The sequence below is a fragment of the Nonomuraea sp. NPDC050643 genome, from assembly GCF_040654715.1.
Classification (GTDB): domain Bacteria; phylum Actinomycetota; class Actinomycetes; order Streptosporangiales; family Streptosporangiaceae; genus Nonomuraea.
The window spans coordinates 115,188-130,592 of the sequence record NZ_JBFAIM010000030.1 but is presented as its reverse complement, the minus strand read 5'-3'; the positions used below and the strand labels follow the sequence as shown (position 1 = coordinate 130,592).

The 15,405-nt window shown below is 73.7% G+C and carries 16 protein-coding genes; 8 read left to right on the top strand and 8 right to left on the bottom strand.

Annotated elements, in window-relative coordinates:
- The 4 genes from AB0I15_RS34625 to AB0I15_RS34610 all read left to right on the top strand — a co-directional run.
- Positions 1-1,316: ADP-ribosylglycohydrolase family protein (locus tag AB0I15_RS34625; RefSeq protein ID WP_358104851.1), on the top strand; the 1,316-nt coding region annotated here is incomplete at its 5' end.
- Entirely contained in the window at positions 1,313-2,197 is an 885-nt protein-coding gene (rbsK, locus tag AB0I15_RS34620) for a ribokinase (protein WP_358104848.1), read from the top strand. The genes AB0I15_RS34625 and rbsK, both read left to right, overlap by 4 nt.
- A 139-nt stretch (positions 2,198-2,336) precedes the next feature.
- On the top strand, positions 2,337-7,208 hold the full coding sequence (locus AB0I15_RS34615; RefSeq protein WP_358104845.1) for a DUF4132 domain-containing protein: 4,872 nt from the start codon (positions 2,337-2,339) through the stop codon (positions 7,206-7,208).
- An 85-nt stretch (positions 7,209-7,293) separates the two neighbouring features.
- A complete protein-coding gene (locus AB0I15_RS34610) occupies positions 7,294-7,560 on the top strand; it encodes a hypothetical protein (RefSeq protein ID WP_358104842.1) in 267 nt (88 codons plus the stop codon).
- A gap of 41 nt (positions 7,561-7,601) precedes the next feature.
- Here the strand turns inward: AB0I15_RS34610 and AB0I15_RS34605 are convergent, their stop codons facing one another.
- Entirely contained in the window at positions 7,602-8,297 is a 696-nt protein-coding gene (locus AB0I15_RS34605) for an FCD domain-containing protein (protein WP_358104839.1), read from the bottom strand.
- An 86-nt stretch (positions 8,298-8,383) separates the two neighbouring features.
- Between AB0I15_RS34605 and AB0I15_RS34600 the strand changes: the two genes are divergently transcribed.
- Positions 8,384-10,060, top strand: a complete 1,677-nt coding sequence (locus AB0I15_RS34600; RefSeq protein ID WP_358104857.1) for a 2-isopropylmalate synthase — start codon at positions 8,384-8,386, stop codon at positions 10,058-10,060.
- Here the strand turns inward: AB0I15_RS34600 and AB0I15_RS34595 are convergent.
- Positions 10,035-10,457 carry an SRPBCC family protein gene (locus AB0I15_RS34595; RefSeq protein ID WP_358104836.1) on the bottom strand — a complete coding sequence of 141 codons (423 nt, stop codon included), beginning with the start codon at positions 10,455-10,457 and terminating at the stop codon, positions 10,035-10,037. The genes AB0I15_RS34600 and AB0I15_RS34595 overlap by 26 nt on opposite strands.
- 91 nt (positions 10,458-10,548) lie before the next feature.
- Here AB0I15_RS34595 and AB0I15_RS34590 point away from each other — a divergent pair, with 91 nt between their 5' ends.
- Positions 10,549-11,058 carry a hypothetical protein gene (locus AB0I15_RS34590; RefSeq protein WP_358104833.1) on the top strand — a complete coding sequence of 170 codons (510 nt, stop codon included), beginning with the start codon at positions 10,549-10,551 and terminating at the stop codon, positions 11,056-11,058.
- Here the strand turns inward: AB0I15_RS34590 and pyrF are convergent.
- Positions 11,036-11,860: an orotidine-5'-phosphate decarboxylase gene (pyrF, locus tag AB0I15_RS34585; RefSeq protein WP_358104829.1), complete on the bottom strand. Its 825-nt coding sequence runs from the start codon at positions 11,858-11,860 to the stop codon at positions 11,036-11,038. The genes AB0I15_RS34590 and pyrF overlap by 23 nt on opposite strands.
- Before the next feature lie 137 nt (positions 11,861-11,997).
- On the opposite strand from pyrF, the gene AB0I15_RS34580 reads away from it, so the two are divergent.
- Complete coding sequence (locus AB0I15_RS34580; RefSeq protein WP_358104826.1) at positions 11,998-12,474, top strand: DUF2283 domain-containing protein; 477 nt, start codon at positions 11,998-12,000, stop codon at positions 12,472-12,474.
- Positions 12,475-12,564: 90 nt separating this feature from the next.
- On the opposite strand, the gene AB0I15_RS34575 is transcribed toward AB0I15_RS34580, so the two are convergent.
- Positions 12,565-12,984 (bottom strand): hypothetical protein, encoded by a 420-nt coding sequence (locus tag AB0I15_RS34575; protein ID WP_358104823.1) that lies wholly within the window; start codon positions 12,982-12,984, stop codon positions 12,565-12,567.
- Between the two features lie 41 nt (positions 12,985-13,025).
- On the opposite strand from AB0I15_RS34575, the gene AB0I15_RS34570 reads away from it, so the two are divergent.
- Entirely contained in the window at positions 13,026-13,829 is an 804-nt protein-coding gene (locus AB0I15_RS34570) for a Cof-type HAD-IIB family hydrolase (protein WP_358104820.1), read from the top strand.
- A gap of 125 nt (positions 13,830-13,954) precedes the next feature.
- Here the strand turns inward: AB0I15_RS34570 and AB0I15_RS34565 are convergent, their stop codons facing one another.
- From AB0I15_RS34565 to AB0I15_RS34550, 4 genes are all read right to left on the bottom strand, one after another.
- Positions 13,955-14,212 carry a hypothetical protein gene (locus AB0I15_RS34565; protein ID WP_358104817.1) on the bottom strand — a complete coding sequence of 86 codons (258 nt, stop codon included), beginning with the start codon at positions 14,210-14,212 and terminating at the stop codon, positions 13,955-13,957.
- Between the two features lie 40 nt (positions 14,213-14,252).
- Positions 14,253-14,849, bottom strand: a complete 597-nt coding sequence (locus AB0I15_RS34560) for a TIGR00645 family protein (RefSeq protein WP_358104814.1) — start codon at positions 14,847-14,849, stop codon at positions 14,253-14,255.
- Positions 14,850-14,869: 20 nt separating this feature from the next.
- Positions 14,870-15,016, bottom strand: a complete 147-nt coding sequence (locus tag AB0I15_RS34555; protein ID WP_358104811.1) for a hypothetical protein — start codon at positions 15,014-15,016, stop codon at positions 14,870-14,872.
- 127 nt (positions 15,017-15,143) lie between these two features.
- Complete coding sequence (locus AB0I15_RS34550) at positions 15,144-15,374, bottom strand: hypothetical protein (protein ID WP_358104808.1); 231 nt, start codon at positions 15,372-15,374, stop codon at positions 15,144-15,146.
- Positions 15,375-15,405 lie beyond the last annotated feature (31 nt).

Here is a 15,405-nt window from a genome sequence, read left to right as displayed (position 1 = left end):
CCGAGCAGCACCGGCACGGTCCGGGCGAGCCGGACCGCGCGGACGAACTCGACCGCGTCGATGACTCGGAGGCCGGGGCCGCGAAGCTGCGGGGACTGGCGGAGGAACTGCTGGACGAGCTGGCGGGCATCCCGTCCCCGCTGCGGGAGCCGTCGGAGCTGGCGGACATCATCGCCGCGTGCCCGGAGTGGCCGGGACCGCGCGCCACCGGCGGGGGAGCGTCCGGCGCCGCCGATCGGGGGCCGCGGGGCTCCGGCGTCCATGACCGGGGCGCGGTTCGGGTGGATCCCGCGCGGGTGCTGGGCGCGTGGCAGGGGCGGGCGGCCGGGTGCGTGCTCGGCAAGCCCGTGGAGAAGATCCCGCGCGAGGGCATCAGGCGGATCGCCGAGGCCACCGGCAACTGGCCCATCACGGGCTGGTTCACCGCCGAGGGCCTGCCCGGCGACGTCGCCCGCCGCTGGCCGTGGAACCGCCGCAGCGCCGTCAACTCCCTGGCCGAGAACATCGACGGCATCCCCGAGGACGACGACCTCAACTACCCGCTGTTGGCCCTGTCCGTCCTGGAGCGCCACGGCCGCGGCTTCACCACCGAGGACGTGGCCCGGCTCTGGCTGGACGAGCTGCCCGCGGGCCGGACGTTCACCGCCGAGCGGGTGGCGTACCGCAACCTTCTCGACGGCGTCGAGCCGCCGCGCACGGCCACCCACCGCAACCCGTTCCGGGAGTGGATCGGCGCGCTGATCAGGACCGACGTCTACGGCTGGGTCAACCCCGGCGACCCGGCCACGGCCGCCGAGTACGCCTGGCGCGACGCCCGGCTCACGCACACCGCCAACGGGATCTACGGGGCCATGTTCACAGCCGCGATGTGCGCCGCCTCGCTGGTCGCCACGTCGGCGGAGGAGGTCGTGCGGGCGGGCCTGTCCGTGGTGCCGGCGGGCTCGCGCCTGCACGAGGCGGTCCGCCTGGCCGCCGCGGACGCCGCCCGCGAGGCCGACTTCGAACGGGTCGTCGACCTGCTCCACGAGCGCCATGGCGGCCTGCACTGGGTGCACACGATCAACAACGCCGCCCTGGTCGCCGCCACGCTCGTCCACGGCGGAGGTGACTTCACCGCCACGATCGCCGGGGCGGTCGCCGGCGGCTGGGACACCGACTCGGCCGGGGCCACGGCGGGGTCCGTCGCGGGCGCGCTGAACGGCGGCGTGCCGGAGCGCTGGCGCATGCGCGACAGCCTGGCCAGCAGTCTGACCGGGTTCGACGGGGTGGGGCTCGAGGAGTTGACGGTGCGTACACGGGAGATGATGAGGTCATGATCTCGGTTTTCGGCAGCGCCAACATGGACCTTGTCGCCTATGTCTCCGAAGCCCCGAAACGGGGTGAGACGGTCACGGGGCACCGGTTCCGTACCGTGCCTGGGGGCAAGGGCGCCAACCAGGCGATCGCCGCCGCCCGCGCGGGCGCGGAGGTGGCGTTCCTGGGGGCGGTGGGCGACGACGGCTTCGGGGCCGAACTGCGGGCCACGCTCTCGGACGCCGGCATCGACCTGCGCGGCCTGCGCCAGGTCCCCGGCCCCAGCGGCATCGCGCACATCGTGGTGGACGACGACGGCGGCAACTCGATCATCGTCGTCCCCGGCGCGAACGGCACCGTCACCGGGCCGTCCGGCACCGACCTGGCCGCGATCGCCCGCTCACGCGCGCTGCTGCTGCAGCTCGAACTGCCGATGCGGGCCGTCGTGGCGGCGGCGCAGGCCGCCAGGGTCTCCGCCGTGCCCGTCTTCCTCACCCCCGCGCCGGCCCAGCCGCTGCCGCAGGAGCTGCTCGACGCGGTCACCACGATCGTCCCCAACGAGCACGAGGCCGCCGCCATCACCGGCGTCTCCGACCCAGACGGCGCCCTCGACGCGCTGCTGGAGATGGTGGAGGAGGCGGTGATCACGCTGGGCTCCGAAGGCGCGCTCTACGGCTCGCGCTCCGGGGCGCGGCTGCGGGTGCCGGCCGTGGAGGTCAAGGCGGTCGACACGACGGCGGCCGGCGACACGTTCGTGGGGGCGCTGGCGGCGGCGCGGTCGGAAGGGTCCGAGATGGAGCGGGCCCTGGCCTTCGCCTCGACGGCGGCGGCGCTGTCGGTGCAGCGCGAGGGGGCCAGCACGTCGATGCCGAACCGCAGGCAGATCGAGGACGCCCTCACCTGACGTCCGCCCACCGGAGCCGGACCGGGGAGCAGGCGCGCGCCAGGCCGGGCGGGAAACGCCCTCCCGGCTGCCCCGGTCACTGCGGGTAAATCATTGGTTCCCGCAGAAATGTCCTAGGGATGATCAAGAATGACGTGCCATGGGATGGATCGGGATCGCGACGGGCCACGAACTCACCGTTGAGGGGACGCGGCGGCCGGTGCTCGCCTGCCGGACGGCCGCCGGCCACGTGCCGGCCAAGGTGCCCGCCAACGTCAGGAAGGATCCGGCCGCGGTACGGCTCGCCGCCCTCTGCGACCGGCTCGGAGAGCACGCGCGGTCGGTGCACGACCAGGTCGAGACCTGGATGGTGCGCTCGCTGCCCGTCCCGGCCGCGGTGTTCGCGGCCGTGTGGGACGACCCGGTGTGGCGCGAGACGCTCACCGGCCTGGTCATCGCCCCGATCGCCGACGGCGCGCCCGACCTCGGCCGCTGCGCGCTCCTGCGCGAGGGCGCGTGGACGGGCGCGGACTCCTTCGCGATCCCGCACCCGCTGCTGCTCGGCGACGAGCTGCCGATCTGGCGGGGGCGGAACCTCACGCAGGTGGTCGAGCAGGTGCGCCGCGAGGTGTGGACGCGTCCCGCGAGCATGGACCGTACGTTCGGCGTGGTCGACACCTTCGGATACATGGACGCCCGCTACGAGAGCGGCGCCGCGTTCGAACGCCGCGTCCACGAGCTGGGCGGGCGCGTCAAAGGGGACAGGGCGCGGTTCACCGTGCACGCGCCCGAGCCGCTCGGCGTCGAGATCGACCTGCACTGGAGCGGGCCGATGAGCCCGGCCTACCTGGCGGGGCTGAGCTTCACCGCGGGCGGCCGGGAGATCGGCGACATCGCCTGGTCCGAGGGCGTCCGCATACTCATGGCCCTGTACGCGGACCGCACCGTGGACGAGACGGAGCCGGCGATGGAGCCGGCGATGGAGGCGGCTGAGGCGTACTCCCGCTACTGCGACGCCCACCAGGGCGAGCCCGGCACCGTGGCGCCCTCCGGCAGCACCGCCCCGGCGCGCGAGGTGCTGTTGCGCGCCGGGGCGGTGCTGCCGGGCACGCCTGCCGGCTCCGACGAGGACACGTGCGTCGCCGTCCGCTACGAGCACCCCGTCCTGGACGAACCGGTCGTCGAACTCGTCCGGCGCGCGGCCGTCGACGGCGACAAGGCCGAGAAGTCGCTGTACGACCTGGACCCGGTGGCGGAGACCGGCGTCGGCGCCGTGCACGCGGGCCCGCTCGGCTTCCTCGCCTCCGCCCTGCACCGGTACCCGGCGCACCGCGCCCGCATCCTGGCCGCGCACACCGACCTGCGGGCCGCCCACGGTCTGGCCGCCCGCAAGCCCGGCCTCGCCCGCGCCGCGCTCACCCGTACCGGCGACGACCTGGACAGGCACGCGCCCGAGCTGCTGCCGCCGTTCTACGAGGAGTGCGCGCGGATCCTGGCCGCCGCGGGCAGCGCCCGCTTCGCCGCCGCCTTCTTCGACAAGGCCCGCGCCGCCGAGGACGCGCACGCGCTGCCGGTCGACGAGGCCGCGCTCGTCGCGGCGCACCTCGCCGCGGGACCGGACGCCGCCGGCACGGCCACGCTCAAGAAGCACGGCAAGCGGCTCGCCGCCCGCCATCCCGCCCCCGGCGCGTACCGCTGGCACCGCGGCCTGCTCACCGCGTGGTGCGAGGAGGTCCCGGACGGCGCCGACGGCGCGCTGGCCCTGGCCGACGGCTGGGCGGCGCTGGCGAAGGCCGCCGGGCACACCCTCGGCGGGCCCGAGGACGAACGCGCCGTGCGGGCCCTGCTGGCGAGCGGCTGCATGGAATCGGCACCGCGAGCCCTCTGGACGTTCGTCCTTCCGTTGCTCGGCCCGATGGCACGGGCGGACGCGGGCGTCGGCCGCGCGCTCCTCGCCACCCTGCCGCTGCCCGCCACGGACACCCCCAACGCGAAGAGCGCGGCAGTGTCGCTCCTCCTCGGCAACCTCGCGGGCGCGGGCCTGACCGCCCCGTTCACCACGTCCCCCGGGCTGGCGGGGGCGGCGGCGAAGGACTGGCTCGGCCGCTTCCTGAAGCGGTACGCGGGTCTCGCACTCCCCGTCGCCGGTCTCGGCGACCTCCTGCACGACGCCGGTACGCGGCTGCGCGCGGAGGGCCTCACCTGCGACGACCATGAGGCGGTGCTGGGAGTGGACGAGGACGAGGTCAACCGCTGGGAGGAGACCGCCGCCGACCTCCCGCTCCTCGATCTCCTCCTGGACCGCGGCGTCCCGCTCGCGCGGCCCCGGCTGCTGCACACGTTCAAGCTGTACGACCGGCTCGCCTCCGGAGCGGGCACCGACCTGGCCGCCGTCGCCGCCGACCCGGACTGGGCTCCGCTGCTGCGCGACGCGATCGTGGGCAACGTGACCAACCAGCTCAACGTCACCGAGCCCGCCGTCCCGAAGCAGACCGCCCCCGAGACCGTACGAGCCCTGACCACGACACCGGGAACGGCGCGGATCGTCGCCGCCATCCTGGCCGAGCATGCCGAGCGGATCCCCCATCAAGGGCTTCCGGACGCGCACGCCGCCCTGTGCGACGCCGGGCGGTTCACCATCGCCGGAGTCCCCGGCCCCCTCCTGGACAGCGTCCGGGCGATCGCGACCGGGACGGACCCGGCCCGCGCCCTCGCCACCACGCTGAGCGGCGGCGTCCTCGACGAACTGGAGCTGCCCGCCTTCGTCCCCGGCCACGTCGACACCATCACCGACTACCTGGAGGAGAGCGGCACCGACCTGCTCCTGATCGAGTCCGGCCGGCTCTGGGAGTACAAGTTCCGCGCCTCCGTCGTCACACCGGACGGAGTCGGCCCGTCCCACGGCTTCGGCACGTACGAGGTCGTCTCCAGCCGGTCCCACGAACGGACCGAGGCGCGCGACCTCTACGACCGCTGCCTGATCGCCGTGAACGGCCGGGTGACCGTACTGGACCACGGTGGCCCGCACTGCCCGCACGGCGGCGCGCACCCCGCCGCTCGCCGCGTCGTACCGGCCGAGGGCGAACGGGTCGCCTTCCCCGGTGGCGCCGAGGCCACCGTGTGGCGCGGCCAGGGCCGGATCATCGAGCTGCGGGACCCGGCCGGGCGGACCATCGGCCGCTACGTCCGGGGCTGGGGCAGAGTCCCCGAGCACGACGGCGCCGAGAACATCAGCACGGTCGAGCACCACCGCTACGCGTCCGGGACCCGCCTGGTCGCGCCGCCCGGCCGGTGGTCGGCGATGCGGCCGCGTGACCCCGAAGGATCCAGGGCGCTGCGCGCCGTCGACGAGAAGAAGGCGCAGGCCCTGATCGACGTCGCGGACGCGGCGCTCGCCGCCGACCTCATGCGGGCGCTGGACCCCGAATGCGGGTACCGGGAGAAGGGCGCCGCCCGCGACGAGCTGGCGGGACGGCTCCGCCCGCTCCTGCCGGAGATCACCGACGAGTCGCTCCGGAAGGGCGTCACGTTCCTGGTGTGGACGGCCGTCGAATGCCGCGAGCGCGCGTTCGCCCTGCTGGCACGCCTGGCGCTGACCCCGCCGCGCCATCTGCGCCCGGCGCCCGCCTCCGCGGCACCCGGCGTCCTCTCCGAGAGGTCCCCCGAGCCGGACGATCCGGGGCCCGAGTCCGCGTACGAGAGGATCGTCCACTTTGCCCGTGCCGCCGTCGACGTGCCGTACGACAAGGAGATCGCCGTCTTCGACGCCCGCGCCGTCAAGGGGGTCGAGAACACGCTGGGCCGCCTCGGCGCCGCCGTCCTGGAGGCAGCGTGGGGCGACGGCGGCGGGCGCGCGCGACTTCTGGAACTGGCCGCCGTCCCCGAACTCCTCCGTACCGACGGCACCTGGCACGTCGCCCGGCTGCGCCCGGAGTACGACCTCGGGCATGTCCACTCGGGCCGCGGCCCCATCGCGGCCGCCGCCGTCGCCGACCACGAGCAGGTGGGACACGGGTACGCGGTCACGGCGCTCCTCCACACCCCGGGCGGCCCCGACCCGCTCCTGTTCACCCGCAACCGCGTCGTCGAGCTGCGGACCTGCCGCGGCTGGGGCGACCCGGACCGGCTCCGGCGGGCGCTCGACCTGATCGCCGAGAATGGGCCGCCGCCCGTGGACCGGGGGGCGACCGTAGGGGCGTTCGCCGAGGCCACCGGCCTGTCACCGGCACAGTGCCTGATCCTGCTGTCCACCTCGGCCCGCACACTCTCCTGGCCGGACGGCTGGGCGCGGGGCCGCGTCGCCGCCTTCCGCGAGGGCGACGCCGCCCGGGCCCGCGAACTCGGCCTGACCGAGGCCGAGTTGCGTATCGCCGCGCTCTCCCTGGAGGCGCTCACCACCACCGACGAGGCCGTCGCCGTCGTCGAGCTGCTCATGCCCGACGATGCCGCCGACCTCTGGCGTACGGGCCCCGACCTGGACCAGGCGGTCGCGTACTGGGCGGAACGCCACCCGAGGCTCACCCCGCTCACCACCGAGCAGTGGGTCACCGTCGCCTCCGGCGCCGAGGACGCCCTGGAAGCGCTGATCGCCCTGCTCGGCGAGCGTCCGTCCGTACCGCCGCTGGGTCACGTCGCCCGCGTTGCGAGGCTCCTGGCCGATCGTCTGCCCAAGGACCATCCCGCCCGTACGACCGCCGCCGCCCGCCTGCGTGACCTGCGCGAGCACGTCAGCGGCCCGGACACGACCCTGCCCATCGCCACCGGGGTCACCTCGGTCGCAGCCCTGGAACGGGCCGCCGGAGCGACCGCGGCCCACCTCCCGGAGAGCAGGCTCGCCATCGGCGACGCCCTCACCCTCGACCCCGCCGGAGACGGCTACCGCGTCCACCTCCGCCCGTCCCGCTGGCCCGACCTGGACACGCTCTCCCCGGCCCTCCGCCGCGGCGGCGCCACCAATGCCGCTCTGGTCATGGAAGATTTGCGCTTCCTGCGTTCGCCCGAGCCACTGGAGGCCGCGGCCCGCCTGAAATGACGTTCCCGGAGGGGCGCGGGTGGCCGGCGCTCCGCCGGTCATCCTTCGGACGGTAACAGGCCGGTTCGCCGGGCAGAGGGTGGCCATGAACGAGACGCCTGATGAGCTGCCCGAGGCGGTCGGAGGAGTGGACGGCGAGAGCGACGTGGTCGCGGAACGGTCCGGCGCCGACACCCCGAGGCACCGCCGCCCTCTGCTCGCCGACATGCCCCGGCCCCAGGAAGACCCGGAGCCCGACCCCGATCCCGCGCCGGACGCGGAGCCGGACCCGGAGCCGGAGCGACCGCCCGAGGACAAGGACGAAAACGAGAGAGAGGAAGTCGTCCGCCCGGACGCCGGCCCAACCGGCTGACCCCGCCCCGACCAGCCCCGCCCTCGCGCACCGGCGGTCTGTCAGGAGCGGTCGCTGTGCAGGTGGGTCAGGGTCTGTTCCAGTTCCGCCTGCAGGATCCCGCTCGCCGCCTCCCCGTCCCCCTCCCGGATCGCCGTCACCAGGGCGGCGTGCGAGCCGTGCCCGGGGTTGCGATCATGCTCGCGCAACCCCGCCAGCTCCACCAGATCGATCAGCCGCTCCCGCAACGCCGGCGTGAACTCCGCGAACAGGTCGGTGAGCACCGGGTTGCCCGCCGCGGCCACCACCGCCGCGTGCAGCGCGATGTCCGCGTCCACGAAGGAGGCGTCATCCCCGGCCGCGGCGTCGGCCCGCGCCCGCAGCGCCGACTCCATCGCGGCGAGGTCCTCCTCGGTACGCCGCCCCGCCGCCAGCCTCGCCGCCTGCGTCTCGACCATCATCCTGACCTCGTAGACGTCGGTGATGGCGGCCCGCCGCAGCCGGGCCGGCCAGTCCTCGGCCGGCTCCGTGGCGATCACGAACACCCCCGACCCCTGCCGCGCCTGCACGAGCCCCGCCCCGGCCAGCGCCCGCAGCGCCTCGCGCACCGTCGAGCGGCCCACGCCGAGCGTCTTGGCCAGCGCGTTCTCCCCGGGCAGCCGCGTGCCCACCGGCCACTCACCGCGTGTGATCTGCTCCCGCAGGTGCTGGGTGGCCTGTTCGACCAGTGGGCTGGGGCGGAGGGCGCCGAGCGGCATCGTAAAACCTCTCAGGTTGTCTGAGGACCTGTGTTGTGGTTAGTCTAGCGCCCGTGTACGACTGGAACCGCCAACGCCCCAGCACCATGCCCTCCCACCGCTACCGCCCGGCGCACGAGCGCGTCGAGGTGCCGCCGACCGGCGAGCGCGCGTGGCCGGCCCGCCGCCTCACCCGGGCGCCCCTGTGGGTGCCGGTCGACCTGCGCGACGGCAACCAGGCCCTGGCCGAGCCGATGGACCCGGCCCGCAAGCGCCGCATGTTCGACCTGCTCACCGGCATGGGATTCACGGAGATCGAGGTCGGCTACCCCTCGTCGAGCCAGATGGACTTCGACTTCGTCCGCGAGCTGGCCGCGCGGGAGACCGGCGACGTGAGCGTGGTCGTGTTCACGGCTGCGCGGCAGGATCTGATCGAGCGCACGTTCGCCGCCATCGAGGGCCTGCCCCGCGTGGTCGTGCACCTCTACACCGCCACCGCTCCCACCTGGCGCGACGTGGTGCTCGGCCACGACCGGCGCGAGCTGCGCGCCCTCATCACGGACGCGGCCGAGCACGTGGCCCGCCTGGCGGGGGACCGGGACATCCGGTTCCAGTTCTCGCCCGAGGTGTTCAACCTCACCGAGCCCGACTACGTGCTGGAGGTCTGCAACGGCCTGACCGCCCTGTGGGACGCCTCCCCCGACCGCCCGGTGATCCACAACCTGCCCGCGACCGTCGAGATCGCCACCCCCAACGTGTACGCCGACCAGATCGAGTACATGCACCGCCACCTCGACCGCAGGGACGCGGTGATCCTCTCCGTGCACCCGCACAACGACCGGGGCACCGGCGTGGCCTGCGCCGAGCTGGCCCTGCTGGCCGGGGCGCAGCGGGTCGAGGGCTGCCTGTTCGGCAACGGCGAGCGCACCGGCAACGTGGACCTGGTGACGCTCGCGCTCAACCTGCACACCCAGGGCGTCGACCCGATGATCGACCTGTCCGACATCGACGAGGTCAGGCGGGTCGTCGAGCACTGCAACCGGCTCCCGGTGCCCGAGCGCCACCCGTACGCGGGCGACCTCGTCCACACCGCCTTCTCCGGCACCCACCAGGACGCCATCGGCAAGGGCCTGGCCCACCACGCCAAGCGGGCCGCCGAGCTGGGCGTGCCGCCGGAGCAGGCGCCGTGGGAGGTGCCCTACCTGCCGATCGACCCGGCCGACGTGGGCCGCGGCTACCAGGCGGTCATCCGGGTCAACAGCCAGTCGGGCAAGGGCGGCATCGCGTACCTGCTGCGGACCCGCTACGGCCTGGAGCTGCCCCGCCGCCTGCAGATCGACTTCGCCTCGGTCGTCCAGCGGGCCGGCGACGGCAGCGGCGAGGAGATCACCGCCGAGGAGCTGTGGCGGCTCTTCCACGCCACCTACCTGGCACCGGGAGAGACCAGCGCGCTGGCGGACTGGCGGACGGTGGAGACCGGGCCCGGCGCGCACGAGTTCGCCGGCACGCTGCGGTCGGGGCGGCGGCTGCGCGGCACCGGCAACGGCCCGCTCGACGCGCTGACCGCCGCGCTCGCCGCCGACGGGATCGAGGTGGACATCCTGCACTACGCCGAGCACGCCCTGGACCCCGGTCGTGACGGCCGGGCCATCGCCTACGTGGAGGCCCGCGTCGGCGGCGCCACCTGCTGGGGCGCCGCCCAGGACACCTCCGTGCTGACCGCCTCGGTGCACGCGGTGCTGGCCGCCGTCAACCGCGTCATCGAGCCTCGCAGCGCCGCTTGAGGCTCTCCGCCTCGACGCGGACATGGCGCCGGGTACGCCGCCCGCCGAGCAGCGTGAGCAGCGGTGCCAGCCGCCCGGTCCGGCCGACGCCGAGCACGACGGTCACGCCGCCGCCCGCGCGCGGCTCGATCACGTGAGCGGCCGAGATCGTCACCCCGCCCGTGATCGTCTCCCACGTGAAGGAGACGCCCGGGCGGAACTCGGTCACCACCCAGTCGAGCCGCGGGATCCCCGGCTGCTTGATCCGCACCGTCGCGCCGGTGCCCAGCGGCCCGTCGTCCATCAGCCGCACGCTCGTCATCGTGGGCGTGAACTCCGGCCAGCGCTCGACGTCCGTCAGGACCTGCCACACCCGCTCGGCGGGCGCGTCGATCGCCACGCCGGTCTCACAACGCATCGGGTCCCTCGCTCGAGTACGATCTCCGTTCCGTACGAGGCGACGCTAACCCACCGGATCCCGCGGGAAATCACCCGCAGGAAGGATGCGCATGTTCGAGGCGCGCACAGTCCTGACCGTGCTCGAGACGCTGCGCCAGGCCGGGTGCGAGGTCTGGATCGGCGGCGGCTGGGGCATCGACGCGCTGGTCGGCCGCGCCACCAGGCCGCACGGCGACCTCGACCTGCTACACCGCGCCGAGCAGGAGCCGGCCGTGATCGCCGCGCTGGAGGAGCTGGGCTACGCCGAGCGCGAGGGCGTCGAGCCCGGCCGTCCCGCCCGCTTCGTCATGGGCGATCCCCGGGGCGACGAGCTGGACCTGCACCCGCTGCTGTTCCAACCCGACGGCTCGGCCGTCCAGCGCCTCGACGAGCGGGGCGGTGTCTTCACCTACCCGGCCGCCGCCTTCGCCTCCGGCGTGATCGAGGGCGTGCGCGTGCCGTGCCTGTCGGTGGACCAGCAACTGTACTTCCACCAGGGCTACGAGCCGAGAGAGCGCGACCTGCACGACATGGCGCGGCTGAGCGAGACGTTCGGGGTCAGCGCTGTGTGGCGATCTTGACGTCCAGGTGGGCCGCGCACTCGTCCCGGTAGCGGATCGTACGCGCCCGCACCCGCTTGGGATCGGTCAGCACCGCCCGGGAGACCGACGGCACGACCGCGTGCCGCACGGACGCGAACAACCGCGCGACGTCGGCCGGAGAGGCGCCCTGGGCGCCCAGCCCGGGAGCCAGGATCGGCCCGTTGAGCTCGGTCAGCGAGTGCTCGATCGCGGGCAGCGTGGCCCCCACGACCACCCCGACGGGCCCGAACGGGGACTGCCCCGCGTTCGCCGCCGCGGCCCCGGCCAGCACCTGGTCGGCCACCAGCCGCTGCAGCGGCGCCGCCTCCGGGTTGGAGGTCAGGGCCAGCACGAACACGCCCGCGTCGTTGGCCACCGCCGAGGTGATCGCCCCCTCCAGCGACCCGAACCCCAGGTACGGGCTCAGCGTCACGGCGTCGGCCGCCAGCGGGCTGCCCCGGTCGAGGTACGCCTCGGCGTAGGCCGTCATCGTGCTGCCGATGTCACCCCGCTTGACGTCGAGGATGACCAGCGTGCCCGCCTCACGCAGGTCGGCGATGGTGCGTTCCAGGACGGCGATGCCGCGGCTGCCCCAGCGCTCGAAGAAGGCCGACTGCGGCTTGACCACGGCGGCCACGTCGGCCACCGCCTCGACGACCGTGCGGCTGAAGCGCTCCAGGCCGGCGGGGGAGTCGTCGAGCCCCCAGGCCCCGAGCAGCCCCGGGCCGGGGTCGATGCCCACACAGAGCGGTCCGCACTCGTCGAGTCTGGCTCGCAGACGCGTCCCGAACGACTCGTTCATCACAGGGCTCCCTCACGGCCGGTAGGAGATCAGCCCGCGGCCGTCATGGCACGAATCTATCTCCAAGCCACGATATGGTACCGAACCGGTGTCGGGCCGAGTCTTCCTGGAGCGGTCACAGGGGTAGATCAGCAGACATGTACGAGATCGCCCATCGGGTGCTGGCGCTGCGTACCGATCCGCCGTGTGACGTCGTCGTCACGATCGGCCTGCCCTATGAGGAGCCGACGGGCGACTGGTCGTGCCCCTACCGGATCGACGGTCTCGCGGGGTGGGAGCACGAGCGGAAGGTCACCGGGCTCGACTCGCTGGAGGCGGTCGAGCTGGCGATGGCCATGGTCCGGGCGGCCCTGGCGGGCTCGCACGAGGCCAAGGAGGGGATGCTGACCTGGGACGACGAGCCGTCGGGGCAGCGGGCGCAGACGGTGTACGTGAACTGGGACAAGGGCCGAAATATGGCCTATATCGCAATGAAGCATGAAATTGTGCCAGGCGAGGCCATGCGGCAGTTCGTCGCCGAGGACATCGTCCTCGACTACGGCGACTCCGGGCAACTCCTCGGCATGGAGCTCACGAACGCGGCGAAGCTGCTCCCCGGCGAGATGCGGATCTGACGCGAGCCGTGCCGGCCCGGCACCGGCCGTCGCACTCCGACATCGGCCGTCCGACCCCGCCGACGGCCGTTCCACCCGGCGATAGCCGCTCTATCGCGACAACAGCCACCGCCAGCGCGGCAGCTCCATCACGACCGTCACCACGGCCAGCACCGACACCACCGCGGCGGCGAAGGCGTGCCAGACCGCCCACGCCGCCACCACCGCCACCCCCACCTGCAGGACGACCAGCGCGATCGTCACGAAACCCGGCACGGCCACGATCACGCTCCGCTTGTCACCGGGAGTGGAGAAGATCGTCGGCAGCCCGATCAGCACCACGACCGACAGCACAGCCAGAGGGACGGAGAACGACCAGAGCGCCCACGGGGCCGCGACCCAGGCGATCAGCTCGGAGGCGAACCGGAAGACGGACGCGAGCCGGTCATCGGGGCGGCTGTCGAGGCGGCTGTCTGGGCGGCTGTCTGGGCGGTCGTCTGGGCGGTCGTCTGGGCCGGCGGGAGAGCGCACCCGCGTACCGTATCGCCAGGCCGGATTGAGATGATCGGCGGGTGACCTTCCCGCGCATCGTGGCCACCGACCTCGACGGAACCCTCCTCACCACCGACGGCACCGTGACCCCCCGCACCAGGCAGGCCCTGCGGACCGCCCGCGCGGCCGGAGCCGAGATCGTCTTCGTCACCGCCCGCGCGCCGCGCGGCGTCCGGGAGATCGCCGAGCAGGCGGATGTCACCGGCACCGCCATCTGCAGCAACGGCGCCATCGTGTACGACCTGGCCACCGACGAGATCACCGCCACCCACCCGCTCGCCCCCGACGCGGCCAGGAAGGTCGCCGAGGCGCTCGCCCTCGCCCTGCCCGGCGTCGGCCTGGCCGTCGAGACCGGCCGCAACGTGCTGGCCGAAGCCGCCTACACCCGGCGGGTCGCCCAGGACCTGGCGGCCTACCGCGAGGTGGCCTCGGTCTTCGACGGCGGCCAGCCCATCGCCAAACTGCTCGCCCTGTCGGCGGCGCACACGGCCGACGAGATGTACGCGGCGGTGTCGGCGGCCATCGGCGACCTGGCCGAGGTCACGTTCTCGGGCGTGGACGGGATCCTCGAGATCAGCGCGCCGGGCGTGACGAAGGCGGTCACGCTCGACCGGTTCTGTGGGGAACGGGGGATCGGCCCGGCGGAGGTGGTGGCGTTCGGCGACATGCCCAACGACCTGGCCGTGCTGCTCTACGCGGGCGCCGGCTACGCGATGGGCAACGCGCACCCGATGGTGCGCTCGGCGACGGAACACCTGACGTCGTCGAACGACGAGGACGGCGTGGCCGTCGTGCTGGAGCGGCTGTTCGACTCAACGGACTGACCACGCGGCCGGAGCGCGGACCGCCGCCCCCGGTGCCGCTTCAGCGCCGCCCCGGTGCCGCCTCAGTGCTCGCCTCGGTGCTCGCCTCGGTGCCCGCCCACCCCCGAGGGCGGGCACGTACGGCTTCACGCGTCGTCGTCCGACACGCGGGAGGCGCCCTCGCAGGTGGCCCGCGACTTGGCGAGCACCGGCAACAGGCCTCCGCACGTGGTGACCGGCAGGGACACCGGCTCGACGATCTCATCGTTGAAGATGATCACGTCGCCGATGAGCGGCGCCGGGCCCTTCGCGGGGGGTTCGTCGTCGGCGTGGGCGCCGCCGCAGAACAGCACGGCGGCCAGCGCCGCGCCGAATCCCGCGACCGCGGCGCCCTTCGCGCTCATCAGAACCTCCGCCCCAGGCACCGCCACGCGCCCCGCCACCCTAGGCGGCGCCCCGCTGCGGGTGCTGCATCTCCGCAGGCCGCTCCCCGCTGCCAAGGTGTGGCCGGCTGCCCTCCATGATGCGATCGATCCAGGCGAGCGCGAGCGCCGAGACGACGAAGGTCAGGTGGATCAGGGTTTTCCATATGAGTTCCCGGTCGGTGATGGCCGGTCTGGCCGCGTTGATGAAGATCTGGAGGAGGTGGATGGAGGAGATGCCGATGATCGCCATGGCGAGCTTGACCTTCAGCACGTTCGCGTTGACGTGTGAGAGCCACTGAGGCTGGTCGGGGTGCCCCTCGATGCGCAGCCGCGAGACGAACGTCTCGTAGCCGCCGATGATGACCATGATCAGCAGATTAGAGATCATCACGACGTCCACGAGGCCGAGGACGATCAGCATGACGGTGGTCTCGGGCGGCGTGCCGCCGAAACCGAGCTGGGCCAGGTGGAGGAGCTCCAGCATGAACCGCCACACGTACACGACCTGTGCGACGATCAGCCCCAGATAAAGCGGCACCTGGATCCACCGGCTGAGGAACATGACGTAGCCGATACGTCTGAGCGCGGTCCGTGGGGCGGCCGGCTTGTCGGCCACGGACAGTTGCGCGACCCGCACTACGACGTCAGGACGTTGATGTGCTGGACGTAGGCCTGGACGTCGAGATAAGGCGGGCCGCCCGAACCGAGACCGTCGAGGACAAGGGGCGGGGCGCCGGCCGCCAGCGCGAGGGCGGCGACGGCGATCAGGACTCGGATCTTCAAGGGAACTCCTTGCTGCTCTTCGTACACGCTCGTTGCGCTGTCGGGGCCGGAACCGGGCGGCAAGGTCAGCGCGCCGCCCGCACCGGTGTCGAGGGGTGGTCCCGGACCGGAGCCCTGTCCGCTCGGGTCAGGGCGCGAGGCAGTGCGTCGCCGGAACCTCGGGCGGCGCGGCCAGGGCGGCCGGGTCGGCCAGCACGGCGCTGGGATCGACGAGCGCGGTGAGGTCGTTGGGGGTCGCGGCCACGCAGCTCAGCAGGAGGGCGGGGTCGGTGATGGCGTGCGCCGCCGGGGTGGCGAGCAGGCTCAGGCCACCGGCCACGAGCACGGCTGTGGCGACCCGGCGGGGGGAGACAAGCATGAAACCTCCTGGGTAACGGTAATGAACAACC